The 25,916-nt window shown below is 43.5% G+C and carries 27 protein-coding genes; 26 read left to right on the top strand and 1 reads right to left on the bottom strand.

Features of this window, described 5'->3' with window-relative positions; all coding sequences use genetic code 11:
* Position 1: 1 nt before the first annotated feature.
* The 20 genes from sdhA (at position 2) to ICV01_RS05230 (ending at position 19,748) form a co-directional block, all read left to right on the top strand.
* A complete protein-coding gene (gene sdhA, locus ICV01_RS05325) occupies positions 2-1,780 on the top strand; it encodes a succinate dehydrogenase flavoprotein subunit (protein WP_215286466.1) in 1,779 nt (592 codons plus the stop codon).
* Between the two features lie 18 nt (positions 1,781-1,798).
* Positions 1,799-2,506, top strand: coding sequence for a succinate dehydrogenase iron-sulfur subunit (locus tag ICV01_RS05320; protein WP_215286465.1), 708 nt, complete (start codon positions 1,799-1,801; stop codon positions 2,504-2,506).
* The gene (locus tag ICV01_RS05315; protein WP_215286464.1) at positions 2,506-2,769 is read left to right on the top strand and encodes a succinate dehydrogenase assembly factor 2; all 264 of its coding nucleotides are present in this window, start codon (positions 2,506-2,508) and stop codon (positions 2,767-2,769) included. Before ICV01_RS05320 ends, ICV01_RS05315 begins: the two co-directional genes overlap by 1 nt.
* Before the next feature lie 73 nt (positions 2,770-2,842).
* The gene (gene gltA / locus ICV01_RS05310; RefSeq protein ID WP_215286463.1) at positions 2,843-4,153 is read left to right on the top strand and encodes a citrate synthase; all 1,311 of its coding nucleotides are present in this window, start codon (positions 2,843-2,845) and stop codon (positions 4,151-4,153) included.
* A gap of 14 nt (positions 4,154-4,167) precedes the next feature.
* On the top strand, positions 4,168-5,580 hold the full coding sequence (gene leuC, locus ICV01_RS05305; RefSeq protein ID WP_215286462.1) for a 3-isopropylmalate dehydratase large subunit: 1,413 nt from the start codon (positions 4,168-4,170) through the stop codon (positions 5,578-5,580).
* Between the two features lie 15 nt (positions 5,581-5,595).
* Positions 5,596-5,787: an entericidin A/B family lipoprotein gene (locus tag ICV01_RS05300; protein ID WP_215286461.1), complete on the top strand. Its 192-nt coding sequence runs from the start codon at positions 5,596-5,598 to the stop codon at positions 5,785-5,787.
* A complete protein-coding gene (gene leuD, locus ICV01_RS05295; RefSeq protein ID WP_215286460.1) occupies positions 5,787-6,434 on the top strand; it encodes a 3-isopropylmalate dehydratase small subunit in 648 nt (215 codons plus the stop codon). Before ICV01_RS05300 ends, leuD begins: the two co-directional genes overlap by 1 nt.
* A 23-nt stretch (positions 6,435-6,457) precedes the next feature.
* Complete coding sequence (gene leuB, locus ICV01_RS05290) at positions 6,458-7,525, top strand: 3-isopropylmalate dehydrogenase (RefSeq protein WP_215286459.1); 1,068 nt, start codon at positions 6,458-6,460, stop codon at positions 7,523-7,525.
* Between the two features lie 51 nt (positions 7,526-7,576).
* Positions 7,577-8,710: an aspartate-semialdehyde dehydrogenase gene (gene asd, locus ICV01_RS05285; protein ID WP_215286458.1), complete on the top strand. Its 1,134-nt coding sequence runs from the start codon at positions 7,577-7,579 to the stop codon at positions 8,708-8,710.
* Position 8,711: 1 nt separating this feature from the next.
* On the top strand, positions 8,712-10,013 hold the full coding sequence (locus ICV01_RS05280; RefSeq protein ID WP_215286457.1) for a FimV/HubP family polar landmark protein: 1,302 nt from the start codon (positions 8,712-8,714) through the stop codon (positions 10,011-10,013).
* Positions 10,014-10,020: 7 nt separating this feature from the next.
* Entirely contained in the window at positions 10,021-10,842 is an 822-nt protein-coding gene (gene truA, locus ICV01_RS05275) for a tRNA pseudouridine(38-40) synthase TruA (RefSeq protein ID WP_215286456.1), read from the top strand.
* Between the two features lie 7 nt (positions 10,843-10,849).
* Entirely contained in the window at positions 10,850-11,527 is a 678-nt protein-coding gene (locus ICV01_RS05270) for a phosphoribosylanthranilate isomerase (protein WP_215289153.1), read from the top strand.
* 10 nt (positions 11,528-11,537) lie between these two features.
* Entirely contained in the window at positions 11,538-12,731 is a 1,194-nt protein-coding gene (trpB, locus tag ICV01_RS05265) for a tryptophan synthase subunit beta (protein WP_215286455.1), read from the top strand.
* 9 nt (positions 12,732-12,740) lie between these two features.
* The gene (gene trpA / locus ICV01_RS05260) at positions 12,741-13,538 is read left to right on the top strand and encodes a tryptophan synthase subunit alpha (RefSeq protein ID WP_215286454.1); all 798 of its coding nucleotides are present in this window, start codon (positions 12,741-12,743) and stop codon (positions 13,536-13,538) included.
* A 2-nt stretch (positions 13,539-13,540) separates the two neighbouring features.
* Positions 13,541-14,413 carry an acetyl-CoA carboxylase, carboxyltransferase subunit beta gene (gene accD / locus ICV01_RS05255; RefSeq protein WP_215286453.1) on the top strand — a complete coding sequence of 291 codons (873 nt, stop codon included), beginning with the start codon at positions 13,541-13,543 and terminating at the stop codon, positions 14,411-14,413.
* A gap of 9 nt (positions 14,414-14,422) precedes the next feature.
* On the top strand, positions 14,423-15,724 hold the full coding sequence (gene folC, locus ICV01_RS05250) for a bifunctional tetrahydrofolate synthase/dihydrofolate synthase (RefSeq protein ID WP_215286452.1): 1,302 nt from the start codon (positions 14,423-14,425) through the stop codon (positions 15,722-15,724).
* 34 nt (positions 15,725-15,758) lie between these two features.
* Positions 15,759-16,433, top strand: coding sequence for an SPOR domain-containing protein (locus ICV01_RS05245; RefSeq protein ID WP_215286451.1), 675 nt, complete (start codon positions 15,759-15,761; stop codon positions 16,431-16,433).
* Between the two features lie 23 nt (positions 16,434-16,456).
* Positions 16,457-16,972, top strand: a complete 516-nt coding sequence (locus ICV01_RS05240; RefSeq protein ID WP_215286450.1) for a CvpA family protein — start codon at positions 16,457-16,459, stop codon at positions 16,970-16,972.
* A 22-nt stretch (positions 16,973-16,994) separates the two neighbouring features.
* Entirely contained in the window at positions 16,995-18,536 is a 1,542-nt protein-coding gene (gene purF / locus ICV01_RS05235; RefSeq protein WP_215286449.1) for an amidophosphoribosyltransferase, read from the top strand.
* A gap of 9 nt (positions 18,537-18,545) precedes the next feature.
* Positions 18,546-19,748 carry an O-succinylhomoserine sulfhydrylase gene (locus ICV01_RS05230; RefSeq protein ID WP_215286448.1) on the top strand — a complete coding sequence of 401 codons (1,203 nt, stop codon included), beginning with the start codon at positions 18,546-18,548 and terminating at the stop codon, positions 19,746-19,748.
* Between the two features lie 39 nt (positions 19,749-19,787).
* On the opposite strand, the gene ICV01_RS05225 is transcribed toward ICV01_RS05230, so the two are convergent.
* The gene (locus ICV01_RS05225; RefSeq protein ID WP_251369320.1) at positions 19,788-20,792 is read right to left on the bottom strand and encodes an MBL fold metallo-hydrolase; all 1,005 of its coding nucleotides are present in this window, start codon (positions 20,790-20,792) and stop codon (positions 19,788-19,790) included.
* 320 nt (positions 20,793-21,112) lie between these two features.
* On the opposite strand from ICV01_RS05225, the gene soxC reads away from it, so the two are divergent.
* The 6 genes from soxC (at position 21,113) to soxX (ending at position 25,866) form a co-directional block, all read left to right on the top strand.
* Entirely contained in the window at positions 21,113-22,453 is a 1,341-nt protein-coding gene (gene soxC / locus ICV01_RS05220) for a sulfite dehydrogenase (RefSeq protein ID WP_215289151.1), read from the top strand.
* Complete coding sequence (locus ICV01_RS05215) at positions 22,437-23,501, top strand: c-type cytochrome (RefSeq protein WP_215286447.1); 1,065 nt, start codon at positions 22,437-22,439, stop codon at positions 23,499-23,501. Before soxC ends, ICV01_RS05215 begins: the two co-directional genes overlap by 17 nt.
* Before the next feature lie 52 nt (positions 23,502-23,553).
* Positions 23,554-24,009, top strand: coding sequence for a thiosulfate oxidation carrier protein SoxY (gene soxY / locus ICV01_RS05210; RefSeq protein ID WP_215286446.1), 456 nt, complete (start codon positions 23,554-23,556; stop codon positions 24,007-24,009).
* 48 nt (positions 24,010-24,057) lie between these two features.
* Positions 24,058-24,369, top strand: coding sequence for a thiosulfate oxidation carrier complex protein SoxZ (gene soxZ, locus ICV01_RS05205; RefSeq protein WP_215286445.1), 312 nt, complete (start codon positions 24,058-24,060; stop codon positions 24,367-24,369).
* A 72-nt stretch (positions 24,370-24,441) separates the two neighbouring features.
* Positions 24,442-25,239: a sulfur oxidation c-type cytochrome SoxA gene (soxA, locus tag ICV01_RS05200; RefSeq protein ID WP_215286444.1), complete on the top strand. Its 798-nt coding sequence runs from the start codon at positions 24,442-24,444 to the stop codon at positions 25,237-25,239.
* A gap of 18 nt (positions 25,240-25,257) precedes the next feature.
* Positions 25,258-25,866: a sulfur oxidation c-type cytochrome SoxX gene (soxX, locus tag ICV01_RS05195; RefSeq protein WP_215286443.1), complete on the top strand. Its 609-nt coding sequence runs from the start codon at positions 25,258-25,260 to the stop codon at positions 25,864-25,866.
* The last annotated feature ends 50 nt before the right edge of the window (positions 25,867-25,916 follow it).

Genomic DNA, 25,916 nt, shown 5'->3' with positions numbered 1-25,916 from the left:
CATGGCTGCCATTAAGACAGCAGTACCACGTCGTCGTTTTGACGTTGTTATCGTGGGTGCCGGTGGTGCCGGTATGCGCGCTTCATTACAACTAGCTGAAGCTGGTTTGAATGTAGCGGTTTTATCTAAAGTTTTCCCAACTCGTTCTCATACAGTTGCTGCGCAGGGTGGTATTGGTGCGTCTTTAGGCAATATGAGTGATGACAATTGGCATTACCACTTTTATGACACGATCAAAGGCTCTGATTGGTTGGGTGACCAAGATGCGATTGAGTTTATGTGTCGTGAAGCGCCAAAAGTTGTTTATGAGTTAGAGCACTTTGGTATGCCTTTTGACCGTAACCCAGATGGCACGATTTATCAGCGCCCATTCGGTGGTCATACAGCTAACTATGGTGAGAAAGCTGTACAACGTGCTTGTGCTGCTGCTGACCGTACAGGCCATGCTTTATTGCATACCTTGTATCAACGCAACGTACGCGCTAAGACGCATTTCTTTGTTGAGTGGATGGCTTTAGACATCATTCGCGATCACGAAGGTGATGTGGTTGGTGTGGTTGCTCTAGAAATGGAAACAGGCGATGTGCATATTCTTGAGGCGAAATGCGTGATGTTCGCAACAGGTGGTGCAGGCCGTATTTGGCAAGCGTCAACGAATGCTTTCATTAATACCGGTGACGGTATGGGTATGGCTGCTCGTGCGGGTGTTCCGTTGGAAGATATGGAGTTCTGGCAATTCCACCCAACGGGCGTTGCTGGTGCGGGTGTTCTCTTGACAGAAGGTTGCCGCGGTGAAGGCGGTATCTTGCGTAACAAGAATGGCGAGCGTTTCATGGAGCGTTATGCTCCAACGTTGAAAGACTTAGCACCACGTGACTTCGTTTCTCGTTCAATGGACCAAGAGATCAAGGAGGGCCGTGGTTGTGGTCCTAACGGTGACTATGTAGTGCTTGATTTGACACATATTGGCGCTGAAACTATTCATAAGCGTTTGCCATCTGTGTATGAGATTGGCGTTAACTTTGCTAACGTGGATGTGACAAAAGAGCCAATTCCTGTAGTGCCAACTATTCACTATCAGATGGGTGGTATTCCAACGAATATTTATGGTCAGGTTGTGGCTCCTAAGAACGGTAATCCAAATGAAGTTATTAATGGCTTCTACGCGATGGGTGAGTGTTCTTGCGTTTCTGTTCACGGCGCTAACCGTTTGGGTACAAACTCATTGCTTGACTTGTTGGTATTTGGTCGCGCAGCTGGTAACCATGTTATTTCAACAGCGCTTAAGCAAAAAGAGCACAAGCCATTGCCAGCTGATGCAGCTGACTTCTCGTTGTCTCGTTTGGCTAAGTTAGACAGCTCGACATCTGGTGAGTACACGCAAGACGTTGCTAACGATATCCGCAGTACGATGCAGAAACATTGCGGTGTATTCCGCACGCAAGAGTTGTTAGATGGCGGCGTGAAAGCGATTGCTGAAGTAACTGCACGTGCTAAGAGCATTCATCTAAAAGACAAATCAAAAGTCTTTAATACCGCACGTATTGAAGCTTTAGAGCTTGAGAACTTGATCGAAGCGGCCAATGCAACGATTGTTTCTGCTGCTGCTCGTAAAGAAAGTCGCGGTGCGCATGCTCATGATGATCATCCTGAGCGTGATGATGTGAACTGGATGAAACATACTCTCTGGTATAGCGAAGGCAATAAGCTCGACTACAAGCCAGTCAAGATGACTCCGCTAACAGTTGAATCTGTTCCACCTAAGGTTCGTACCTTCTAAGCGTATTAAGGAAGAAAAATGAGCGATACACGTATTTTTGAAGTCTACCGTTACGATCCAGAAGTCGATGCTGCTCCGCGCATGCAGACTTATGAAGTGGAATTGGACGGTTCTGAGCGCATGTTGTTAGATGCTTTGATGAAGTTGAAGAAGATGGATGAGAGTTTGTCTTTCCGCCGTTCTTGTCGTGAGGGTGTTTGTGGTTCTGATGCCATGAACATTAACGGTAAAAATGGTTTGGCTTGTTTAACTAACATGTTGACGTTGCCAAAGAAAATTTCTTTGCGCCCATTGCCAGGTTTGCCGGTTGTTCGCGACTTGATCGTTGATATGACGCAATTCTTCAAGCAATACCATTCAATTCGTCCTTATTTGGTTAATGAGACGCCTCCCCCTGAGAAAGAGCGTTTACAAAGCCCTGAAGAGCGTGAAGAGTTAGATGGTTTGTATGAGTGTATTTTGTGCGCTTCATGCTCAACATCTTGCCCATCATTCTGGTGGAATCCTGATAAATTTGTTGGGCCTGCTGGTTTGCTACAGGCTTATCGTTTTATTGCTGATAGTCGTGACCAGGTAACTGGAGAGCGTTTGGATAATTTGGAAGATCCATATCGCTTATTCCGTTGCCATACGATCATGAACTGTGTAGATGTTTGTCCAAAAGGATTAAACCCTACTAAAGCGATCGGTAAGATTAAAGAGTTAATGGTTCGCCGAGCTGTTTAATGGCGTTACCATCTGAAACCTTGTCGCTCTTGCGTTGGCGTGCGCGACGAGGTTTGTTGGAGAATGACCTGATCATTGAACGTTTTTTTGAGCGTTTTCATGAGCAGTTAGAAGATAAAGATATTGAGCCGTTGACGCGTTTATTTGATTTAAGTGACAACGATTTAATGGATTTATTATTACGTCGTAAAGAGCCCGAAGGGGCGCTAGCTGACGAAGGGGTGCATCGGATCCTGGCGATGTTGCGTCCCCCTAGAGATTAATCTCTAAAAATAAATAGCCTGGAATAGAAATTGCTTGTTTGATAAGACCTGAACTGCGTATAAGGAAAGAAAAATGAACGCCTCTAATGAAAAAGCCACGTTATCGTTCTCTGATGGCACACCAGCCATTGAGTTGCCAATCTACAAAGGTGTAGTTGGCCCTGATGTGATTGATATTCGCAAGTTATATGGTCAGACGGGTAAATTTACTTATGACCCAGGCTTCATGTCTACAGCTTCTTGTAACTCAAAAATCACCTATATTGATGGCGATAAGGGTGAGTTGTTATATCGTGGTTATCAAATTCAAGATTTGGCGACGAACTGTGATTTCTTGGAATCTTGCTACCTATTATTAAAAGGTGAGTTGCCTAACGCTCAGCAGAAGAAAGAGTTTGATGGTTTGGTGATGCATCACACCATGGTGCATGAGCAAATGCAATTCTTCTTGCGTGGTTTCCGTCGCGATGCGCATCCAATGGCTGTTTTGACAGGCTTGGTTGGCGCGATGGCTGCTTTCTATCATGATGGCGTTGACTACAGCACAGCACATGAGCGTGAAGTGGCTCAAATTCGTTTAATTGCGAAGATGCCTACATTGGTTGCAATGGCTTATAAATATTCTGTTGGTCAACCATTTATTTACCCAAAGAATAATCTTTCATATACAGCTAATTTCATGCAGATGATGTTTGCTACTCCATGTGAAGATTACAAAGTTAATGATGTGTTGGTTCGCGCCTTGGATCGTATTTTTATTTTGCATGCTGATCATGAGCAAAACGCATCAACTTCAACTGTTCGTTTGGCTGGTTCTTCAGGGACAAACCCATTTGCTGCGATCGCAGCTGGTGTAGCTTGCTTGTGGGGGCCTGCTCACGGCGGAGCTAACGAAGCTTGTTTGCAGATGTTAGAAGAGATTCAAGCTAATGGTGGCGTTGAGAAAATTGATGACTTTATCGCTAAAGTTAAAGATAAAAACTCAGGCGTTCGCTTGATGGGCTTTGGACACCGTGTTTATAAGAACTTTGATCCGCGCGCTAAATTGATGCGTGAAACTTGCTATGAAGTTCTTAAAGAATTAGGTTTGGAAGATGACCCATTATTCAAGCTAGCAATGACTCTTGAGAAGATTGCGTTGGAAGATGAATATTTTGTAAGCCGTAAACTTTACCCGAACGTAGACTTCTATTCAGGCATCGTTCAACGTGCTTTAGGTATTCCAACTGAGATGTTCACATGTATTTTCGCTTTGGCGCGTACAGTGGGTTGGATCTCTCAATGGGAAGAAATGATTACCGATGCTGAGTATAAGATTGGTCGTCCGCGTCAGTTGTTCGTTGGTAGTGCAACTCGCGAAGTTAAACCTATCGCTAAGCGTTAATTCTAAGGAAGCACATGGCACGTACCTTGTATGACAAATTGTGGGACGACCATGTGGTCCATACAGAAGAAGACGGAACAACTGTCTTATATATTGATAGACAGTTGTTGCATGAAGTTACAAGCCCTCAAGCCTTTGAGGGTTTGTCTTTAGCGCAGAGACCAGTTTGGAGAAATTCTGCGAACTTAGCTGTATCAGATCACAATGTTCCAACAACGGATCGCTCCGAAGGGATTAAAGATCCCGTTTCGCGTTTACAGATCGATACGCTCGATCAGAACTGCGATGCTTTTGGTATTACTCAATACAAGATGCACGACAAGCGTCAGGGCATTGTTCATGTGATTGGGCCTGAACAGGGTGCAACCTTGCCAGGTATGACTGTTGTTTGTGGAGACTCTCATACCAGCACTCACGGTGCGTTTGGTGCCTTGGCTTTTGGTATTGGTACGTCAGAAGTTGAACACGTTTTAGCAACACAAACTTTGCTGATGAAAAAAAGCAAAAATATGTTGGTGCGCGTAGATGGGTTGTTGCCATTAGGTTGTTCTGCTAAAGATATTGTTTTGGCAGTTATTGGAAAAATTGGCACAGCGGGTGGTACAGGTTACACCATTGAATTTGCGGGCGAAGCGATTCGCGGCTTATCCATGGAAGGTCGTATGACCGTATGTAATATGGCTATTGAAGCTGGTGCGAGAGCTGGTATTGTCGGGGTGGATGAGACAACCATTAACTATGTTAAAGGTCGCCCATATGCGCCTACTGATGGCGAATCTTGGCGTCAAGCACTTCAGTATTGGCGTACTTTACATACAGATGAGGGCGCAAGCTTTGATCGTGTTATCGAGTTGCGTGCTGAAGAGATTAAGCCGCAAGTAACTTGGGGTACTTCGCCTGAGATGGTGCTTTCAATTGATGACAGAGTGCCAGATCCTGAGAAAGAAAAAGATCCAGTGAAGCGTGAAGCGATGGAGCGTGCTTTGGCATATATGAATCTTGAGCCGAATACTCAGATCGATTCCATCACAATTGACAAGGTCTTTATTGGTTCTTGTACGAATAGTCGTATTGAAGATATTCGTGCGGCTGCTAGAGTCGTTGAGCGCATTGCTAAAAAAGTGGCGCCAAATGTGCGTTTAGCTATGGTGGTTCCGGGTTCTGGCTTGGTAAAAGAGCAGGCTGAGCGTGAAGGCTTGGATCGTGTATTTAAAGCGGCAGGCTTTGAGTGGCGTGAGCCAGGTTGCTCTATGTGCTTGGCAATGAACGCGGATCGATTAGAGCCTGGTGAACGTTGCGCTTCTACTTCGAATCGCAACTTTGAAGGACGCCAAGGCAATGGCGGTAGAACACATTTGGTTAGTCCTGCTATGGCCGCTGCGGCTGCTTTAGAAGGCCATTTTGTTGATGTCCGTAAAATAGCTTAAATATTGGAGGGATCTATGAAGAACTTTTTAAAAATCGCTTCAATTGTTTTATCAGTAGCTGTGCTGTCAGCCTGCAATACGATTCATGGTCTTGGCCAAGATTTGCAAAATTTGGGTAGCGCTATTGATAAAAGTGGCGATAAAAAACCTGACTCAAATACTTCATCACCTGGAAATTCAGGTGTTGTTGTTACACCGGTGAAATAATGGATAAGTTTGTAGTGCATCAGGGCTTGGTAGCCCCATTGGATCGCGAGAACGTTGATACGGATGCGATTATTCCTAAGCAGTTTTTAAAATCAATCAAAAGAACAGGCTTTGGACAAAATCTGTTTGATGAATGGCGTTATTTAGATCAAGGTGAGCCAGGGCAAGATTGTTCTACTCGTCCAGTTAATCCTGACTTTGTTCTTAATCAACCGCGTTATAAAGATGCTAGCATTTTGTTGGCTCGTCAAAACTTTGGTTGTGGTAGTTCCCGTGAGCACGCTCCTTGGGCTTTAGTTCAGTATGGATTTAGAGCTGTGATTGCACCAAGCTTTGCTGACATCTTTTTTAACAATTGTTACAAAAATGGTTTATTGCCGATTGTTTTAACTGCGCAGCAAGTCGACCATTTGTTTAATGAAACTTTTGCTTTCAATGGTTATCAATTAACGATTGATCTTGAAAAGCAACAGGTTATCGCTCCTGATGGCCGTTCTTATGATTTTGATATTGCGCCATTTAGAAAATATTGCATGGTGAATGGCTTGGATGATATTGGTTTGACTTTGCGTCATGCCGATAAAATTAAGGCTTATGAAGCTGAGCGTATTTTGCGCATGCCTTGGTTGGATACCAAGCTTCCTTAATTCTTCCTTTTTAAAGGTTTTTCATGAAGATTGCAGTTTTGCCAGGTGATGGCATTGGTTCAGAAATTATTGCTGAAGCGGTTAAGGTATTAAATGCTTTGGGTGAGTCTTTTGAGATGGAAACAGCTCCGGTTGGTGGTGCTGGTTATGAGGCAAAAGGCCATCCTTTACCAGAAGAAACACTTAAGATTGCAAAAGAGGCTGATGCCATTTTGTTTGGTGCTGTGGGTGATTTTAAATACGATACATTAGCTAGAGAGCTTCGACCTGAGCAAGCAATTTTAGGTTTGCGTAAGCACTTAAGTTTGTTTGCTAATTTGCGCCCAGCAATTTGTTATCCAGAATTAACGGCTGCATCCTCATTGAAGCCGGAGTTGGTAGCAGGCCTAAATATTTTGATTGTTCGTGAATTAAATGGCGATATTTATTTTGGTTCACCAAAAGGTATTCGTACAGCAACGGATGGTTTATTCCCTGGAGCGCGTGAAGGTTTTGACACGATGCGCTATAGCGAGCCGGAAGTTGAGCGTATTGCTCATGTGGCTTTCCAGGCTGCGCAAAAGCGCCAAAAGAGATTGTGTAGTGTTGATAAGTCAAATGTGTTGGAAACTTTCCAGTTGTGGAAAGAGGTCATGATTCGTGTGGGTAAGGATTACCCAGATGTTGAGTTATCACATATGTACGTGGATAACGCGGCGATGCAATTGGTGAAAGCTCCCAAAGCATTCGATGTGGTTGTGACAGGCAATATGTTTGGTGATATTTTGTCTGATGAGGCAGCTATGTTGACGGGTTCTATTGGTATGTTGCCATCAGCTTCTTTGGATAAAAACAACAAAGGTTTATATGAACCTAGCCATGGTTCAGCGCCTGATATAGCTGGAAAAGGCATTGCAAATCCATTAGCAACCATTCTTTCAGCAGCTATGATGCTGCGTTATTCATTGGGTAAAGCTGAGCAAGCTGATCGTATTGAGTCTGCTGTTCAGAAAGTATTGGCGCAAGGGTATAGAACAGTAGATATTAAGACTGAGGGTTGCCAACTTGTGGGAACAAGTGAAATGGGCCAAGCAGTTCTAAAAGCTCTGTAATATAGATACCCCAGATTGATTTTTAATTATTTTTATTAAATAGGTGTCGTTATGGCAACTCCATTAGTCGGTTTAGTTGGTTGGCGCGGTATGGTTGGTAGCGTTCTCATGCAACGTATGCAAGATGAGGGCGATTTTGGATTGATCGAGCCAGTATTTTTTAGTACGAGTAACGCTGGTGGTGGTGCACCTGCGATGGCTAAGAATGAGAAGAAACTATTCTCTGCTGACGATGTTGATGCATTGAAACGTTGCGACATCATCATTACCTGTCAGGGTGGTGATTACACCAAAGAAATTTATCCCAAAATTCGTGCTGCCGGTTGGAAAGGTCATTGGATCGATGCGGCTAGTTCACTAAGAATGGTGGATGAATCCGTGATTGTTTTAGATCCTGTGAATCGTCCTGTTATTGATTCTGCCATTTCTAAAGGTGGTAATTTATGGGTGGGCGGTAACTGCACCGTTAGCTTGATGCTGATGGCTATGGGTGGTTTATTCCGTGAGGGCTTGGTTGAGTGGGTGAGTGCCATGACTTACCAAGCGGCCTCTGGTGCTGGCGCGCAAAATATGCGTGAGTTGTTATCCCAAATGGGTGCTTTGCACGATGCTGTTAAAGCAGAGTTGGCAGACCCAGCCTCAGCTATTTTGGATATTGACCGCAAAGTTGCGGAAACAATGCGTTCAGCGAGCTTTCCTAAAAAGAATTTCCGTAACACGGCCTTGGCTGGTAGCTTAATTCCTTGGATTGATGTGCCTGTTGAGCATGGTCAGACTAAAGAAGAGTGGAAGGGTGGCTCTGAGTGCAACAAGATCTTGGGTAACCCGCCATTCCGTTCAGCAGGAAGTATTCCAATCGATGGGTTATGTGTGCGTATCGGCGCGATGCGTTGTCATTCCCAAGGTTTAACTATCAAGATGAAAAAAGATGTACCGTTAAGTGACATCGAAGGCATCTTGGCGGGCGCTAATGATTGGGTTAAGGTTGTGCCAAATGATCGTGAAATTACTGAGCGCGATTTAACTCCAGCTGCTGTAACTGGCACATTAACAGTACCTGTTGGTCGTTTGCACAAGATGGCCATGGGCCCTGATTATTTAGGTGCTTTTACTGTGGGTGATCAATTGTTGTGGGGGGCTGCAGAGCCATTACGCCGCATGTTGCGTATTTTGTTGGAGCGTTAATTTGTTTTTAGTCCGTGCACTTGCCCTTGGTTTTGTTGCTTTATTGGTGACGGGGCAAGCATGTGCTTTAAGTTTGGGTAATTTAACTATCCAATCGAAACCAAATGAACCATTGCAGGCTCAGATTGCGATTGCAGCTGAAACTAGTGAGATCGATTCTTTAAAGGAGTTAACGGTGGCTTTGGCAACTCCTGAGACGTATAAACGTTTAGGGATTGTTTCTTCTGCCACTCAGGCTCAATTAAGAGTTGTACTAGTTAGGGGTGGGAAGCAGGAGCCTATTGCTGTTCGTTTGACATCTGATGAAGTTTTGAGCTTATCTCAAGGTGAAGTGTTTTTAGATGCTTTGATTGAGTTACGTTGGCCCGCAGGTTTGTTGCGTCGTGCTTATACCTTAATGGTTGGTGAGCAATCTAAAGTGCAGGTTAAAGCGGGTGATACGTTAACGGAGCTTGCTGGTAAAGCCTTATCTAATTTTGAAGATGCTTCTTTAGATCAAGCATTAATAGCGCTTTATAGAGCTAATCCACAGGCGTTTGCAGGTGGAAGTATCCATCGTTTGATGGTGGGTGCGGAGCTAAATATGCCAAGTAAAGCGATGGTTCAGAGTGTTCCTAAGTCTGAGGCCAAAGAAATTATGGTTGTTGCTGATAAAGCTTACCGTTCTGGAAAATCAATTGAGTCTTTGACCCAATCTGTTCAATCAGCACTGATGGGTGATCGTTTAAGGGTTGGTCCAGCGGAAGGTTTAACTGGTGAAGCCAAGCGCCAAATGGAGGATTTGTTGGTGCAGGAGCGCGCGCTTGCCGAAGCGAAGCAACGTGTTATCGAAGTTGAGAAAAATATTGCCGATTTAAAGCGTTTGATTGAGGCCAAAGAGAAAGGCCCTAATCATACTTCTTCGGATGATTGGAAAGCGTACGCTGGGCCGATTGTTATTACCGTATTTATTTTTATAGCGTTGCTGGTTCTATTGAAGTTGTCTAGAGCTGAATCAAAGAAGCCCATTCAAGAAGTTGCTATTCCAGAGCATGCTGCAAAATTATTTGCATCCCTTAATTTAGATTTGCCTTTAACGCCTGTTAAAAAAGCGGCTGATTTGTCTGTGGACACTCTTGATTTACCTTCAAGTGAAACTTTAAAAGTTAAACTGAATTTGGCAAAGGCTTATGTCACCATTGAAGATTTTGGTGCTGCTCGTAGGGCTTTGGATGAGGTGCTATCAGTTAGCAGTCTTGTTGATCCTGATTTAACTATTCAAGCTAAATCTCTTCTTGCTGAGATTGATCAGCGTTCCTCCTAGGTCTTATATGCGTATCGCGCTTGGTTTGCAATATAACGGAGCTGCTTTTTCTGGTTGGCAAACCCAGCCGGGGGGCAATACGGTGCAGGATTATCTTGAAAAAGCCTTATTAGATTTTGTGGGTGATTCTTTAGCCAACCCTATTAAAACAATAACAGCTGGCCGTACAGATGCTGGTGTGCATGCATTAGGCCAAGTTATTCATTTTGATACGGATATTAATCGCCCGATGCAGTCATGGGTTAAAGGTGTTAATGCTTTCTTACCTAAGTCGATGGCAGTTGTTTGGGCTAGAGAGGTTACTGATGATTTTGACGCTAGATTTTCGGCTTTTGAGAGAACTTATTGTTATGCGTTGTTAACTAGCAGTTACCCAGCGCCATTAGTTCATGAGAGGGCTGGATGTCTATTATTGCCAGAAGGAAAGTTACTGGATGTGGAAGCCATGCAAGCCGCTAAAGGCTGTTTGATTGGTGAGCATGATTTCAGTTCTTTTAGATCTTCTGAGTGTCAAAGTAAGACGCCGGTTAAAACAATTTATGAGTTAGAAATTGTTGAAGAGGGCCCTTGGATTTATTTTGTTATCAAAGGCAATGCTTTTTTGCATCATATGGTTAGAAACTTGGTTGGTAGTTTATTGACTGTGGGGTTGGGTAAAGAGTCTCCAGATTGGTTGAAAATGGTTTTAGATGCAAAGAACCGTCAATTGGCTGCGCCGACGTTTATGGCTGATGGGTTGTACTTGGCTAGAGTAGGCTATCCTAGCCACTTTGGGATACCTGAACCTAATTTGGCGAACAGTTTTTTGCCAAGAACATTATTTAAGTGAGTTGATGATGGGCTTGTTAAAACATACCCTTGGGAAAACTAGAATTAAGCTTTGTGGCTTCACTAGATCTACTGATGTTGATGACGCAGTAGGGTTGGGGGTGGATGCATTAGGGTTTGTTTTTTATCCACAAAGTCCAAGGTATGTGAGTCCAGAGGTTGCTGCTACGCTAATCGGCAGGATGCCAGGTGGTATGGATGCGGTGGCCCTTGTCGTTAATCCTAGTGATGAGGAAGTGCAAAGGATTAAAGATCGCGCGCCTCTGACACTTTGGCAGTTTCATGGGGATGAGAGTCCAGAGCGTTGCGAGGCTGTCGCCGACGGTATGCCCTGGGTCAAGGCGGCCCGAATGAAACAAGGCTTCAACTTAATTGATTTTTCTCTACAATACGAGAAAGCAGCCGGTTTTTTGCTAGATGCCTTCGTTGAGGGATATGGTGGGGCTGGACATACATTTGATTGGTCTTTAATACCGGATTTATGGGCAAAAGAAAACGCGCATCGGGTCGTTTTGAGTGGTGGATTGAACACGCGCAACGTGGGCGAGGGAATCTCACGCCTTAAACCTTGTGGCGTTGATGTTTCGAGTAGTATTGAAATAGCCAAAGGTCAGAAAAGCCCAGAATTAATGCGGGCATTTATTGATGCTGTTCGCAATGCTGATGCCAGTATTGCATCCCTGTAGAGGTAAGACTATGTACGATTTTCCAGATGCAAAAGGCCATTTTGGACCTTATGGTGGAGTATTTGTTTCTGAGACTTTGATGTATGCCCTTAACGAGCTCAAAGAAACTTATGCTAAGTATCAACATGATCCCGAATTTTTGGCAGAGTTTCATTACGAACTTAAGCACTTTGTTGGGCGACCATCACCGGTTTATCACGCTAAGCGTTGGAGTGATACCTTGGGCGGCGCGCAAATTTATTTGAAGCGCGAGGATTTGAATCATACGGGTGCACATAAGATTAATAATGTGATTGGCCAAGCTATGTTGGCTAAGCGCATGGGTAAGAAGCGGATTATTGCTGAAACAGGTGCTGGCCAGCATGGTGTAGCTACTGCAACGATTTGTGCGCGTTTAGGTCTAGAGTGTGTGGTTTATCAAGGTGCTGTAGATGTGGCGCGCCAAGCTCAGAATGTGTATCGCATGAAGTTGTTGGGAGCTACAGTTGTGCCTGTTGAATCTGGCACAAAAACTCTTAAAGATGCATTAAATGAAGCGATGCGCGATTGGGTGACCAATGTAGAAAGTACTTTCTACATCATTGGTACTGTAGCTGGACCTCATCCTTACCCTATGATGGTACGAGATTTCCAGAGCGTGATTGGGGAGGAGTGCAAAGTTCAAATGCCTGAGATGATTGGGCGTCAACCTGATTATGTAACAGCTTGTGTAGGTGGCGGTTCCAATGCAATGGGCATTTTCTATCCCTATCTTGATATGCCTGATGTTCATTTAATTGGGGTAGAGGCTGCTGGACATGGCCTAAATACTAAAGAGCACTCTGCCGCACTCGTGGCGGGTAGTCCAGGTGTTTTGCACGGCAACCGTACTTATTTATTGCAAGATGAGAATGGCCAGATTTCAGAGACGCATTCTGTATCTGCCGGTATGGACTATCCAGGCGTTGGTCCTGAGCATGCTTGGTTAAAAGATTCTAAGCGTGCCGAATATGTGGCTGTGACTGATGATGAAGCGTTGAAAGCATTCCATGATTGTTGTCGTATTGAGGGAATTATTCCTGCGCTTGAAAGTAGTCATGCGATTGCTTACGCCTGTAAGTTGGCAGCTAGCTTGCCAAAAGATAAGGTGATATTGGTGAACTTATCTGGGCGTGGTGATAAGGATATGCATACTGTGGCACAAGAATCTGGATTGAAGTTTTAGGAATAAGTTATGTCAAAAATTGCAAAAGTATTTGCTGATCTAAAGGCTCAAGGACGTAAAGGCTTGGTTCCGTTTATTACTGCTGGTGATCCTGAGCCTGCCGCTACCTTAGATTTATTGCATGCTCTTGTGAAGGGCGGTGCAGATGTGATTGAGTTGGGCGTGCCTTTTTCAGATCCAATGGCTGATGGCCCAGTTATTCAACGTGCCTCTGAGAGAGCTTTGGCTCATGGTATGAGTTTGAGGGGATGTATTGAGATAGTTAAAGAGTTTCGAAAGACCAATGAGCACACGCCAGTGGTTTTGATGGGGTATGCCAACCCTATTGAGCATATGGGCTCTGAAATCTTTGTAAAAACAGCTAAAGATGCTGGTGTGGATGGGGTTTTGGTGGTTGATTATCCCCCTGAGGAATGTGAAGATTTTGCCCAAAAATGTAAATTAGCTGGAATTGACCCAATTTTCCTATTGGCGCCAACTTCTGCTCAGGCACGTATTGATCAGGTCGCTAAAGTGGCTGCTGGGTACATCTATTATGTATCTCTTAAAGGCGTAACAGGGTCTGCTAATCTTGATACCAAGGCAGTGGCAAGCATTATTCCCCAGATTAGGGCGGTTTCTGAGGTGCCAATTGCGGTAGGGTTTGGCATTAGGGATGCCGCTTCCGCTGTGGCTGTGGGGAAAACTGCTGATGCTGTCGTTATTGGCAGTCGAATTGTGCAACTTTTAGAGGAAGCAGCCCCTGCTGACAGGTTACAATCTCTGGAAAGATTCCTAAGGGATATACGCGAGGCGTTGGATAAATAAATATGAGCTGGATCGACAAACTACTCCCACCAAGTATTCAACATACGGACCCTTCTCAACGTAAAAGTGTTCCGGAAGGTCTATGGGTTAAATGCCCATCTTGCGAGGCAGTCCTGTATCGCAATGACATTGAATCTAATTTACGTGTTTGCCCTAAATGTGATCACCATATGCGCATCAATGCGCGTGAGCGTTTAGATAAGTTATTAGATTTAGAGGGGCGCCATGAAATTGGTCAGGAAGTTTTGCCAGTTGATGCCCTCAAGTTCAAAGACACTAAGAAATACCCAGACCGTCTAAAAGATGCCGTTGATACGACGGGTGAAACTGATGCCATGGTTGTTATGTCTGGATCGATTCATACGATACCTGTTGTGGTGGCTTGTTTTGAGTTTGAGTTTATGGGTGGCTCAATGGGCTCTGTGGTTGGCGAACGTTTTGTTCGTGGCGCACAAACTGCCTTAGAGCAAAAGGTGCCATTTATCTGCGTTAGCGCAACGGGTGGTGCTCGTATGCAAGAGAGTTTGTTATCTCTTATGCAGATGGCTAAAACAAATGCTATGTTGGTTCAATTGGCTCATGCACGTTTGCCTTACATCAGCGTTTTAACTGACCCAACGATGGGTGGTATTTCAGCTAGCTTCGCTTTTATGGGTGATGTTGTTATGGCTGAGCCCAAAGCATTGATTGGTTTTGCTGGACCTCGCGTGATTGAACAAACTGTGAGGGAAAAGCTTCCAGAAGGATTCCAAAGATCTGAGTTTTTGTTGCAAAAAGGCGGGATTGACATGATTGTTGATCGTCGGAATATGCGCAAAGAAATTGCAGATCTTTTGGCTTTGTTGTTAAAGCTGCCTTCTGATTCTGTTGCTTAAGTTTTAAAGTTGCCGGCTACGTTTCAAAATCTAGATGATTGGTTGCAACATTTAGAGCAAGCGCACCCTGTTGGTATTGATATGGGGTTGGAGCGTATTACGCGAGTGAAGGATGCGCTCGGATTACATTTTGATGCGCTTATTTTTACGGTGGCAGGCACAAATGGCAAGGGATCTACCTGCGCTTTACTCGAAAGTATTCTTTTGGCAGCCTCTTATAAAGTAGGTTGTCATACATCACCACATTTCCTTAAATTTAATGAGCGTGCTCGTATTAATGGCGAGATGGTCGGGGATGCTCTGTTATTAGAGCATTTCGAGATTGTTGAAAAGGCGCGCTCATCTTTGTCTAACCCGCCAAGTTTGACTTATTTTGAGTTCACAACATTAGCCATCATGCATTTATTCTCAAAGGCTGGTTTAGATGCAGTGATTTTAGAAGTCGGTTTAGGTGGGCGACTAGATGCTGTCAATATCATTGATCCCGACTGTGCCATTGTGACAAGCGTAGATATTGATCATGTTGGTTTCCTTGGTGATACGCGAGAAAAAATAGGGTTTGAGAAAGCGGGTATTTTTAGAACTGAAAAACCCGCTGTTTGTAGCGACCCTGTGCCGCCACAATCATTAATTGATCATGCTCAAGAAATCGGCGCCGATTTATGGTTGTTGGGCAAAGATTACAACTTTCAGGGTGATAAGCAGCAGTGGGGGTGGGCTGGCCGGGGGCGTCGTTTCTCAGGGTTGGGTTATCCAGCTTTGCGAGGAGCAAATCAGCTATTGAATGCTTCTGCCGTGATTGCTGCCTTGACAGCTGTCAGAGATCGTTTGCCGGTAGGCGCTCAGGAAATTCGAAATGGGATGGCTTGGGTTGAGTTGCCTGGCCGTTTTCAGGTCCTCCCTGGCCAACCTACCATTATTTTAGATGTGGCTCATAATCCTCACGCAAGTGCTGCTTTAGCTCAGAATTTAGAGAATATGGCATATCACCCCTATACCTTGGCTGTATTTGGGGCTATGGCTGATAAGGATATTGATGGTGTTCTAAAGCCTATGATGGGTAAGGTGGATTTTTGGTATTTTTGCGACTTGCCGACTGACAGAGCCGCTCGAGGGGTGGAGTTAGCAGAGCGTTTAAAGGCGCTTGGCTTTCAGGAGAGCAAGGATGCCGGGGTAGAAGTCTTTAAAAATCCTGAACTTGCTTATCAAGCAGCGCTAAAAAAAGCGGGCGAGGGTGATAGAATTACGGTATTCGGATCCTTCTATACCGTTGCTGGTGTGTTGGCTTATCGAAATGCAAAAGCTCATTAAATATGACACAACTTTAAACCTAGATTATTAGTTAATGCGCCTACCATTTTTCAATCGCTCCCAAGCTAAAGATAGTTATCCTACTGAGGATACTTTGACAGAAGATCCTGAGCGTCAGCGCGCCAGACATCGCTTAATTGGCGCTGTATTTTTAGTATTTGTTGCCGTCGTTGGTTTACCTTTGATTTTTGATTCAAAGCCAAAGCAATATAACAATGATGTCGTTATTCAAATTATTCAGCCTGGCTCAAAAAATGAAAAGGCTTCGGATGAGAAATCTGAAAAGAAAGCTGAAGAGCCTAAAAAAGATAGCAAAGATGTAGTTGAGACAAAGAAAGAAGAATCTAAGTCTGAGAAAGCTGCAGATAAATCTGTTGATAAAGCCCCTGCAGTAGCAAAAACCTTGGATAAAGGCGAAGAGGTTTTAACGATCTTGGAGGATCGCAAGTCAGACTCAAAGGCTAGTACAGGTAAATTTATTATTCAGATTGGCGCGTTTTCCTCAGAGGCTAGAGTTAAAAACTGGCAGACCAAATTAAAAGAGCAAAAAGTTTCCACTTATCTAGATACTAAAAACAATAAAGAGGGTGTGAAATTGTATTTGTTGCGCTCAGGGCCTTACGCAGATAAGGCAGCCGCTGATGCCGTAGAAAAGAAAATCCGCTATGTTGGGTTAAGCCCGAAAATCGTTGAGCAAAAGTCAGAGTAACTGATTAAGGATATCGACCCAATATGAATCTTCATTTCACATTAGTCGATATTGTTGCCGGATCCATCTTGGCTATTTCGGCATTGCTTGGTATTTGGCGCGGATTTGTTCGGGAAATATTAGCGTTGGTAGGCTGGGTAGCTGCTGCTTGGGTTGGTTACCACTATGCGACCTGGTTGGCGAATGAGTGGTTAACTGGTGTTCCTGGTGGTGAGATGACCCGCTTGGCACTTGGCTTTGTTATCTTATTTATTTGCACGATGATTATTTGTGCGTTGACCGGTCGTTTTTTGGCAAAAGTTTTGCAGCAAGCTGGCTTGAGCCCTATGGATCGTTTGTTAGGTTTGGGTTTTGGTTGTTTAAGAGGCATTTTGGTGATTGTTATTTTAAGTAGCCTTGCTGCTTTAACGAATATCACTAATACCAATGAATGGCGCAATGCATGGTCATTACCTGCTATTGAATTGTTGACAGGGATGGCTAAAGCTTGGTTACCAGATGAATGGGCTGATCAGGTGTCTGGTCAGTTGAAGAAGTAAGTTTTAAAAGGTAGAGGTTTTTATGTGCGGTATTGTCGGTGCAGTAGGCAATAGTCCTGTTAATCAGTTACTTTATGACGCATTGTTGCTGTTGCAACATCGCGGTCAGGATGCTGCTGGTATAGCTACTATGAACGGTAGTTCATTTAGTATGCATAAAGCAAACGGCATGGTGCGTGATGTTTTTCGCACGCGTAATATGCGTAGCCTTCCTGGTAATGCAGGTATTGGTCAGGTTCGTTACCCAACTGCTGGATCGGCGAGTAGTGAAGAAGAGGCGCAACCTTTTTATGTGAATGCGCCTTTCGGCATTATCTTGGCTCATAACGGTAATTTAACGAATGCATCAGTATTACGTGATGAGATGTTTTACCGTGACCGCCGCCACATTAATACTAACTCTGATACAGAAGTTCTTTTAAATGTTTTAGCTGATGAGTTGCAGCGCGCCACAGACAGTATTGCTTTAGATGCTGCTTCAGCTTTTGGTGCGGTAGCAAAGGTTCATCAACGTCTAAAAGGCTCTTACGCAGTCGTATCGTTGATTGCTGGTTATGGTTTGCTAGCTTTTCGTGATCCATTTGGTATTCGTCCTTTATGTATTGGTCGTTTAGATACGCCTAAAGGTCCTGAATGGATGATTGCCTCTGAGTCAGTGACCTTGGAAGGTTTAGGATTCACATTTGTAAGGGATGTAGCCCCAGGAGAGGCGATTTTTATTGGTTTAGACGGACAGCTTCAAAGTAAGCAATGTTCTGATACGGCAACTCTTGCACCTTGTATTTTTGAATATGTTTATTTGGCGCGTCCAGATTCATGTATTGATGGTGTAACCGTTTATGACGTGCGTTTGTTGATGGGTAATTATTTAGCTAAAAAAATTGCTAGAGAAACAGATGTTTCTCAAATTGATGTTGTGATGCCTATCCCCGATTCAAGTCGTCCTGCAGCAATGCAGGTTGCTAAGTTGTTGGGGGTTCCTTACCGTGAAGGCTTTTTTAAGAATCGTTATGTTGGCCGAACTTTTATTATGCCGGGTCAAGCGATGCGCAAGAAGTCTGTTCGTCAAAAACTTAATGCGATGCGTTTAGAGTTCCAAGATAAAAACGTGTTGATTGTGGATGACTCAATTGTGCGCGGCACAACTTCTTATGAGATTGTGCAGATGGCTAGAGATGCGGGAGCTAAGAAAGTAATCTTCGCTTCAGCGGCACCTCCTGTTCGCTATCCAAATGTGTATGGTATTGATATGCCTACACGTAGTGAGTTAGTGGCTTATGGCCGAACCAATGAAGAAATCACCAAAATGATTGGTGCTGATGAGTTAATTTATCAAGATGTTGAAGATTTAAAGCGTGCTATTCAGGACATCAACCCAGCAATTAAGAATTTTGATGCTTCTTGTTTTGATGGTAAGTACATCACAGGTGATATTACCGAGTCTTATTTAGATGCTTTGGAGGCTTCTCGCAATACGCCTAAGGCTTTGGCTGATCGGCAACCTGAAGATAGTTCCGATTTGGCACGTTCACAATTGCATTTGCATTTAGCTTCACAAGAGTAATATCTAGGCATGAGCAATAAAAAAATAAATCCCTCTGATCTTAAAAATCTCCATGTCGATACCTTGGGTGTTCGGGCAGGGGTGCGTCGCACAGAGTTTAACGAGCATTCTGAAGCAATGTTTTTGACATCTAGTTTCTGTTTTGACACAGCAGAAGATGCGGCTGAAGGATTTGCCAACGCTGAAAAAGGTTTTATTTATTCGCGTTTTACTAATCCTACTGTGGCGATGTTTCAGGATCGTTTGGCAGCGCTCGAGGGTGGCGAGGCTTGTATTGCCACTTCATCTGGTATGTCTGCAATCATGACTGTGGCTATGGCACATTTACAGGCTGGTGATCATGTGATTTGTTCACGGTCTGTTTTTGGGGCAACCATTCAACTGTTCAGTGTTATTTTAGGTAAGTTCGGTATTGAAACTACCTATGTTGATATGTCTGATTTGGGCGCTTGGAAAGCGGCGGTTAAGCCTAATACAAAATTATTCTTTTTAGAAACTCCCTCTAATCCACTTACAGAGGTGGCGGATATTGCTGCGATTGCAAAAATTGCTAAAGCAGCTGGAGCAATCTATGCCGTTGATAACTGTTTTTGCACACCTGCTTTACAAAAACCATTGGAATTAGGTGCGGATGTGGTGATACATTCTGCGACTAAGTATTTAGATGGTCAGGGTCGCGTCTTAGGTGGTGCGATTGTTGGTAGTAATGAATTTGTGATGGGGAAGGTATTTCCTTATGTTCGAACAGCTGGGCCAACTTTGTCAGCATTTAATGCTTGGGTCATTCTTAAAGGATTGGAGACTTTAAGTCTTCGTCTTGAAAAGCAAAGTGAATCGGCTCTTCATTTGGCGCAATGGTTGGAGCAGCAGCCTGCGGTTGAACGTGTTTATCACCCTGGCTTGAAATCACATCCACAGTATGAGATTGCGCAGCGTCAGCAAAAAATGGGCGGTGCGATTTTGTCTTTTACATTAAAGGGCGGAAAGAAAGCTGCTTGGAAATTAATTAACGGTACTAAGTTGTTATCGATTACAGCTAATTTAGGTGACACTAGAACCACCATTACTCATCCTGCAACAACAACTCATGTTAGGGTTTCGGAAGAGGCTAGATTGGCCGCTGGTATTACGGATGGTTTAGTGAGAATTGCTGTAGGGCTTGAGAATATCGAAGATATTAAAAATGACCTTTTGCCTGGGTTAACGGACTGATTTAGTTATTAACAATAGGGCATATCTAAAAAAGGAAGCTTAAAAAGCTTCCTTTTCTGCTTCTAGGTAGGCAAGACTTGTGTATTTACCAATATTGGTTTCAAAGCCCTTTGTGTTTTTAGCATATTTAATAACGCGCGGATCTTTTAAAACCATGGCTTTAGCTTGGCTAGGATCTTTGCCATCCTTAACTGCTTGAACACAAGATTCGTAAATGCCTGCCAAAAATTCTCCATACTCATTCAGTAATGTTTTCTTTGGATTCCCATGTCCTGGAATCCAAAGTTGATCGCCTGCTGCTTGAGTAATTTCTTTATATGTTTTAAATGTGCCTAAGTAAGAGCCGTCATCAATGTTGGCAATACGACCATCCATGGCGATATCTCCTACCTGTGTTACTTTGTCCTCTATGACTTCCATGCATATATCACCAGGGGTGTGAGCAATGCCATAGTGATGTACTTTGATGTGAACGTCACCATAATCAAAAACATCACCGTTCTTCACTGCATGTGTTGGTGGAAATACGATTGTTCCTGCTGTTGCTTGATTAGTCCAGCGTTCCATTAAGTTACGCCAAGTATTGCCTTCGATACCTTTAATTTGTTCAAGCGTGTAGGAGTGGGCGTAGATAGGAATATTTTTTCCATAAGCCTCTACAAAAGCTTGGTTGCCTAGAAAGTGGTCGCCGTGATAGTGTGAATTGAAAATGGCAATAACAGGCTGATTGCTAACTTTCTTGATCATTCTTATGGCCATTTCGCCAATTTGTACGGAGGCGCCTGAGTCTAATATCACGATACCTTTTTTAGTTGTTGCAAAAGTGATATTAGCCATCATGCCTTGATTCTCTGCCGTGGGAAATCCATCTGGTGAATAGATCATCCAAACATGTTTGCTTAATTGTTTGGCGGGATGATCTTTGACTGGTGGACCTTTAATAAAATCTTCAGCAGCTTTTGCAAATTCGATTACTTGCGGCAGTAACACAACGCTAGCGCCACCTGCGAATAACTTGAAGAAATTTCTGCGCTTCATTTGCATATATTTACCTTATGAGAAAGCTTGGTACATCTGGTGACTCATTGTGTCGTTGAATCATATCTGAGGTCAATGAATCTTTATTTAAATCATATTTAGTGGCTTTGTCTAAGTGAGTATTTTTTGTTTTGTATAGTTAGATAAAGCTAATAACTGTGAACTGAAAATCACTAGGACTTTCCCTAAAAATGAAATTAATAAGCTGTTTTCAACATTAATTTATTTCAAAATTATCTATAAAGATGAATAATCATTGAAAAGCTAAATAGCATATTTAGTGAGCGCATCTTATTGGGGGTTTTGTGACAGTTAGAAAAAAAACGATGCAGTTCGGTCGGGTGAAAAAAGCGCCAGAAAATTATGTCAGCAAAGATTTATTTGCCGATGTTGCTGAAAATGGTATGGATGAGACGCGACGGGGTTTTTTGCGTAAGAGTTTTCTAACTGCCCTAGGTGCAGCGGCAACCGGTGGAGTTATGGGTTCTGTCGAGGCTGCAGAGGGTGAAAAAGTTATTTTAGAAAAGCAGTCATGGCAGACTACTTTAGGTCAGCCTGTGGCTGCTCGTCCTTATGGTATGCCATCACAGTGGGAGGCTGCACTTCAGCGTCGTGAATCTCCTGGTTTGACCCGAGTGTCTGCCGCGTCTGTGGCATTTGCGCCATTGCAAGGTTTCTTTGGCATTATTACCCCAAGCGGTTTGCATTTTGAGCGCCATCATCAAGGTTGGTATGACATCGACCCTGCGCAGCATCGTTTGATGATTAACGGTCTGGTGAAAGAAGAAAAAGTGTTCACCATGGATGATTTGATGCGTTTGCCTGCTGTTTCTAGAATTCACTTTATTGAGTGTGGTGCGAATACTGGTTTGGAGTGGGGTAACGTTGCTGTGCCGAGCGTTCAATATACGCACGGCATGTTGTCTTGTTGTGAATTTACTGGCGTGCCGTTATCAACCCTGTTGGATATGTGTGGGGCTGATCTGAAAAAAGGTAAATATATATTGGCTGAGGGTGGGGATGGTTCTGGCATGACAAGAACTATTCCTATGGATGCTGCCCTGAAGGATGTTCTTGTTTGCTGGGCTATGAATGGTGAAATGCTTAGGCCTGAAAATGGGTATCCATTACGGTTAGTGGTTCCTGGTATTCAAGGGGTGAGTTGGGTGAAATGGTTGCGCCGCTTAGAGGTAGGGGATATGCCTTATGCCTCGAAAGATGAAGCTGTTCACTATATTGATTTGTTGCCAAATGGTTTACATCGTCAGTACACGACTATTCAAGAATGTAAATCTGTGATTACAACACCGTCAGGTGGCCAGCAGTTACTGGATAAAGGTTTCTATAACATCACAGGTCTTGCTTGGTCTGGCCGAGGAAAAATTAAACATGTAGACATTTCCGTTGATGGTGGCAACAACTGGAAACGAGCAAGACTTGAGACTCCAATTTTATCTAAGGCTGTGACGCGCTTCAATATGGATTGGACATGGGATGGTTCACCTGCGATATTGATGTCTCGAGCAACTGATGAGACTGGTTATGTACAGCCGATGATCAAACAATTGCGTGAGGTGCGTGGTACGCGTTCGATTTATCACAATAATTCAATCCAAGCATGGAAGCTTGATGTTAATGGGGAGCTAAGCAATGTACAAGTTGGCTAATCCATTGATGCGCAAATTATTGTTGGTGGGGGTGTTCTTATCTTTTTCAACTTTATCTTTGGCGCAATCTAAATATGAAGGTATTGGACGTCAGGCAACCAAGGATGAAATTGCTGCATGGGATATTGATGTGCGCCCAGATTTTAAGGGTTTACCAAAAGGCTCAGGTACAACTGCTAGAGGCCAAGAAGTCTGGGAGAGTCGTTGCGCATCTTGTCATGGCACTTTTGGTGAATCTAATGAAGTGTTTACACCGATTGTTGGCGGAACTACCAAAGAGGATATGCAGACTGGTCGCGTAGCTTCGTTAACAAATCCGAAACAACCACAGCGAACAACTTTAATGAAGGTGGCAACTGTTTCAACCTTATGGGATTATATTCATCGTGCTATGCCTTGGAACGCTCCAAGAACATTAACTGTGGATGACACCTATGCAGTGCTTGGTTATGTTTTGAGCATGGCTGAAATTGTTCCAGATGACTTTACTTTAAGTGATCAGAATATTGCCGAAGTTCAAAAGCTAATGCCTAACCGTAATGGTATGACTCAATCGCACGGCTTATGGAATGAAGGTGGTAAACCTGATGTCAAAGCTACAGCTTGTATGAGCGATTGTTCCAAGCATGTAACGATTGGTTCAACATTACCTGATTACGCTAGAAATGCCCACGATAATTTGGCTTTGCAAAATAGGGCATTTGGAGCTTTTAGAGGGGCTGATACGAGTAAGCCGCCAGCAAATAAGCTTCCTGAAAAAGGCGGATTTGTTTTGACATTAGCCAGTGCTGAATCTGTTACTCCTGCAGGTTTGTTTAAGAAACATAATTGTGCAACTTGCCATGCTCCAGCGAGTAGAGCGATTGGGCCAGCTATTTCAGAAATAGCGGCAAAGTACAAGGGGCAGGCCGATGCCATGAAAAAATTGAATCAAAAGGTTAAGTTGGGTGGTGCGGGTGTATGGGGAGCGATTCCGATGCCACCTCATGCCCATGTACCTGATGGAGATATTGATACTTTAGTAAGATGGGTGCTAACTGGTCAATAAAGTATTAGTATTAAGAATGTTGTGAAATTAGTTATTTTTATGAGGAGTTCAAATGAACCTTAAGCGTCGTGAAGCGCTGCGATTAACAGCAATTATTGGTTTGATGGCCGCAACAGGGCTAATTTCAGAGGCGCAAGCTGCTGATTGGAATAAAGCTGCTTTTGATGGTAAATCATTGGATGATGTTTTGAAGGCATTGGGAGGTTCGTCTGCTGATAAATCATCAGCTGTAACGATTAATGCTCCTGATATCGCTGAAAATGGTGCTGTTGTGCCTGTGGGAGTAACAACAACTTTGCCTAAGACACAGCAAATTGCTATTTTGGTTGAGAAGAATCCAAGTGCTTTAGCGGCACAATTTTTGATGACGGCTGATACAGAGCCTTTTGTAGCTTCACGCGTGAAGATGGCTCAAACATCTAATGTGCATGCCTTAGTCAAGGCTGATGGTAAGTGGTATGTAACTACAAAAGAAGTTAAAGTGACTTTGGGTGGTTGCGGCGGTTAATGCGCGCATGACTTGGTCAATCATTAATAAGTATTGAAAGGAAATAACATGGCAGATCCAATGCGCGTAAGAGCCCAAGAGAATGGCGGCGTGGTAGATGTAAAAGTTTTAATGAAGCACGATATGGAAACAGGTCAGCGTAAAGATCCTGCTGGCAAAGTGATTCCAGCCCATCACATTACGACTGTGACAGCAACTTGCAAAGGTAAAGTTGTATTTGAAGGCCAGTTTGGTACAGCTGTATCTAAAGATCCATTTTTAAATTTTAAATTTAAAGGTGGCGCTAAGGGTGACACTGTTAGCATTACTTGGGTAGACAACAGAAACGATAAGCGTACAGACGAAGCTAAGATTAGCTAATTTTTGTATGTAGATGAGAGCCCCGCTTAGCTCTTATGGAGTTGCGGGGTTTTTTCTCAAGAGGGGTGGGACATGACTAGATTGAAAAGTATTTTCTTGGCATCTTTGAGTTTGATTGCTGGTTTAGCAATGGCGCAAAGTGCTACCGATGAAATTGCTAAATACCGCGAAATGATTGCTGATGGCAATCCTGCGGAGCTCTATGAAGCTGCAGGCGAGGAGATTTGGAAGCGGCCCATGGGTCCTAAAAATGCCACCTTAGAGAAGTGCGACTTAGGTAAAGGCCCAGGGATTGTTAAAGGGGCTGCTGCAGAGTTGCCAAGATATTTTAAAGATACCAATAAAGTTCAAGATTTAGAGTCTCGCATCATTACTTGTATGGAGAAATTGCAAGGTTACGATGCAAAGGAAATTATTAACGCAGGCTTTGAAAAAGGTAAGCGTAAAGATGTTGAGGCGATTGTGGCTTACGTGGTGACGCACTCTAAAGGCATGAAGATTAATGTGCCAAATAAGCACCCTAAAGAAAAAGAAATGTATGAGATGGGTAAGAAAGCTTTTTATTTTCAGGGTGGGCCAATGGACTTTTCTTGTGCCTCTTGCCATGGTGAAAACAACAAACGTATTCGTCTGCAAGATTTGCCTAATCTAACAGAGCAAAAAGGTGCTGCTTTAGGTTTTGGGTACTGGCCAGCTTACAGAGTATCTAGTGGTAATTTCTGGACAATGCAGCGTCGTCTAAATGATTGTTATCGCCAACAAAGATTCCCAGAGCCGATTTACATTTCTGATGTGACGATTGCTTTGTCCGTTTATATGGGCGTTAACGCTAAAGGTGGTGAGATGAATACCCCTGGGCTGAAGCGTTAATTGCAGAGGAGACATAAAATGAAAAAACTAACCTTAGTTATCCCTGCTATCTTGATAGCTTTATCTACATCATTTGCATCAGCTCAAAGCAAGTTTGAAAAAATGCATAGTGAGAGCTTTAAGGCAAACGGTATTGCAACCATGGATCGATTAGATCAGGATGAAACGCAAAAATTTTGTTCTGATCCAGTAAATCTTGCTGCTAAAGGCGATCCTAAGAAACGTGAAGCAATTGAGAAGGCTAACTTAGCGACGATTAAATTACCTGCTAATGGCCAGTACTTCGGTGACTGGAAAGAGGGTGAGGCAATTGCTCAAAGTGGCCGAGGTGCAACATGGACAGATAAAGCTGATACGGTTGTTGGTGGGGGTTGTTATAACTGCCATCAAATTGATAAAAAAGAAATTTCTCATGGCTCCATCGGGCCATCCTTGTGGAATTATGGCAAGTTGCGCGGCAACTCTGAAGCAGTTGTTCAGTACACTTGGGGAAAGATTTATAACTCTAAAGCCTATAACGCATGTAGCAATATGCCGCGCATTGGACACTATAAGTTATTAAATGAGCAGCAAATGCGTCATGTGATGTCATTGTTGTTAGATCCTAAGTCTCCTGTTAATCAGTAATGGGTTAAAACTGGGCCGCTATATTAAAAGTATGGCGGCTTTTTTATTTT

Source organism: Polynucleobacter sp. MWH-Spelu-300-X4, assembly GCF_018687515.1.
GTDB lineage: Bacteria > Pseudomonadota > Gammaproteobacteria > Burkholderiales > Burkholderiaceae > Polynucleobacter.
Note: the sequence above shows the minus strand (reverse complement) of the source record. Positions and strands in the feature narration are given on the sequence as shown.

Coding starts and splice junctions, on each gene's coding strand:
- sdhA (WP_215286466.1), top strand. CDS start 2: ATGGCTGCCATTAAGACAGCAGTACCACGTCGTCGTTTTGACGTTGTT.
- truA (WP_215286456.1), top strand. CDS start 10,021: ATGCGTATCGCGCTTGGTTTGCAATATAACGGAGCTGCTTTTTCTGGT.
- purF (WP_215286449.1), top strand. CDS start 16,995: ATGTGCGGTATTGTCGGTGCAGTAGGCAATAGTCCTGTTAATCAGTTA.
- soxX (WP_215286443.1), top strand. CDS start 25,258: ATGAAAAAACTAACCTTAGTTATCCCTGCTATCTTGATAGCTTTATCT.
- ICV01_RS05320 (WP_215286465.1), top strand. CDS start 1,799: ATGAGCGATACACGTATTTTTGAAGTCTACCGTTACGATCCAGAAGTC.
- asd (WP_215286458.1), top strand. CDS start 7,577: ATGGCAACTCCATTAGTCGGTTTAGTTGGTTGGCGCGGTATGGTTGGT.
- ICV01_RS05300 (WP_215286461.1), top strand. CDS start 5,596: ATGAAGAACTTTTTAAAAATCGCTTCAATTGTTTTATCAGTAGCTGTG.
- accD (WP_215286453.1), top strand. CDS start 13,541: ATGAGCTGGATCGACAAACTACTCCCACCAAGTATTCAACATACGGAC.
- soxC (WP_215289151.1), top strand. CDS start 21,113: ATGCAGTTCGGTCGGGTGAAAAAAGCGCCAGAAAATTATGTCAGCAAA.
- ICV01_RS05315 (WP_215286464.1), top strand. CDS start 2,506: ATGGCGTTACCATCTGAAACCTTGTCGCTCTTGCGTTGGCGTGCGCGA.
- leuC (WP_215286462.1), top strand. CDS start 4,168: ATGGCACGTACCTTGTATGACAAATTGTGGGACGACCATGTGGTCCAT.
- ICV01_RS05240 (WP_215286450.1), top strand. CDS start 16,457: ATGAATCTTCATTTCACATTAGTCGATATTGTTGCCGGATCCATCTTG.
- leuB (WP_215286459.1), top strand. CDS start 6,458: ATGAAGATTGCAGTTTTGCCAGGTGATGGCATTGGTTCAGAAATTATT.
- trpA (WP_215286454.1), top strand. CDS start 12,741: ATGTCAAAAATTGCAAAAGTATTTGCTGATCTAAAGGCTCAAGGACGT.
- ICV01_RS05225 (WP_251369320.1), bottom strand. CDS start 20,792: ATGCAAATGAAGCGCAGAAATTTCTTCAAGTTATTCGCAGGTGGCGCT.
- trpB (WP_215286455.1), top strand. CDS start 11,538: ATGTACGATTTTCCAGATGCAAAAGGCCATTTTGGACCTTATGGTGGA.
- ICV01_RS05230 (WP_215286448.1), top strand. CDS start 18,546: ATGAGCAATAAAAAAATAAATCCCTCTGATCTTAAAAATCTCCATGTC.
- leuD (WP_215286460.1), top strand. CDS start 5,787: ATGGATAAGTTTGTAGTGCATCAGGGCTTGGTAGCCCCATTGGATCGC.
- soxY (WP_215286446.1), top strand. CDS start 23,554: ATGAACCTTAAGCGTCGTGAAGCGCTGCGATTAACAGCAATTATTGGT.
- gltA (WP_215286463.1), top strand. CDS start 2,843: ATGAACGCCTCTAATGAAAAAGCCACGTTATCGTTCTCTGATGGCACA.
- soxA (WP_215286444.1), top strand. CDS start 24,442: ATGACTAGATTGAAAAGTATTTTCTTGGCATCTTTGAGTTTGATTGCT.
- ICV01_RS05215 (WP_215286447.1), top strand. CDS start 22,437: ATGTACAAGTTGGCTAATCCATTGATGCGCAAATTATTGTTGGTGGGG.
- ICV01_RS05245 (WP_215286451.1), top strand. CDS start 15,759: ATGCGCCTACCATTTTTCAATCGCTCCCAAGCTAAAGATAGTTATCCT.
- ICV01_RS05270 (WP_215289153.1), top strand. CDS start 10,850: ATGGGCTTGTTAAAACATACCCTTGGGAAAACTAGAATTAAGCTTTGT.
- soxZ (WP_215286445.1), top strand. CDS start 24,058: ATGGCAGATCCAATGCGCGTAAGAGCCCAAGAGAATGGCGGCGTGGTA.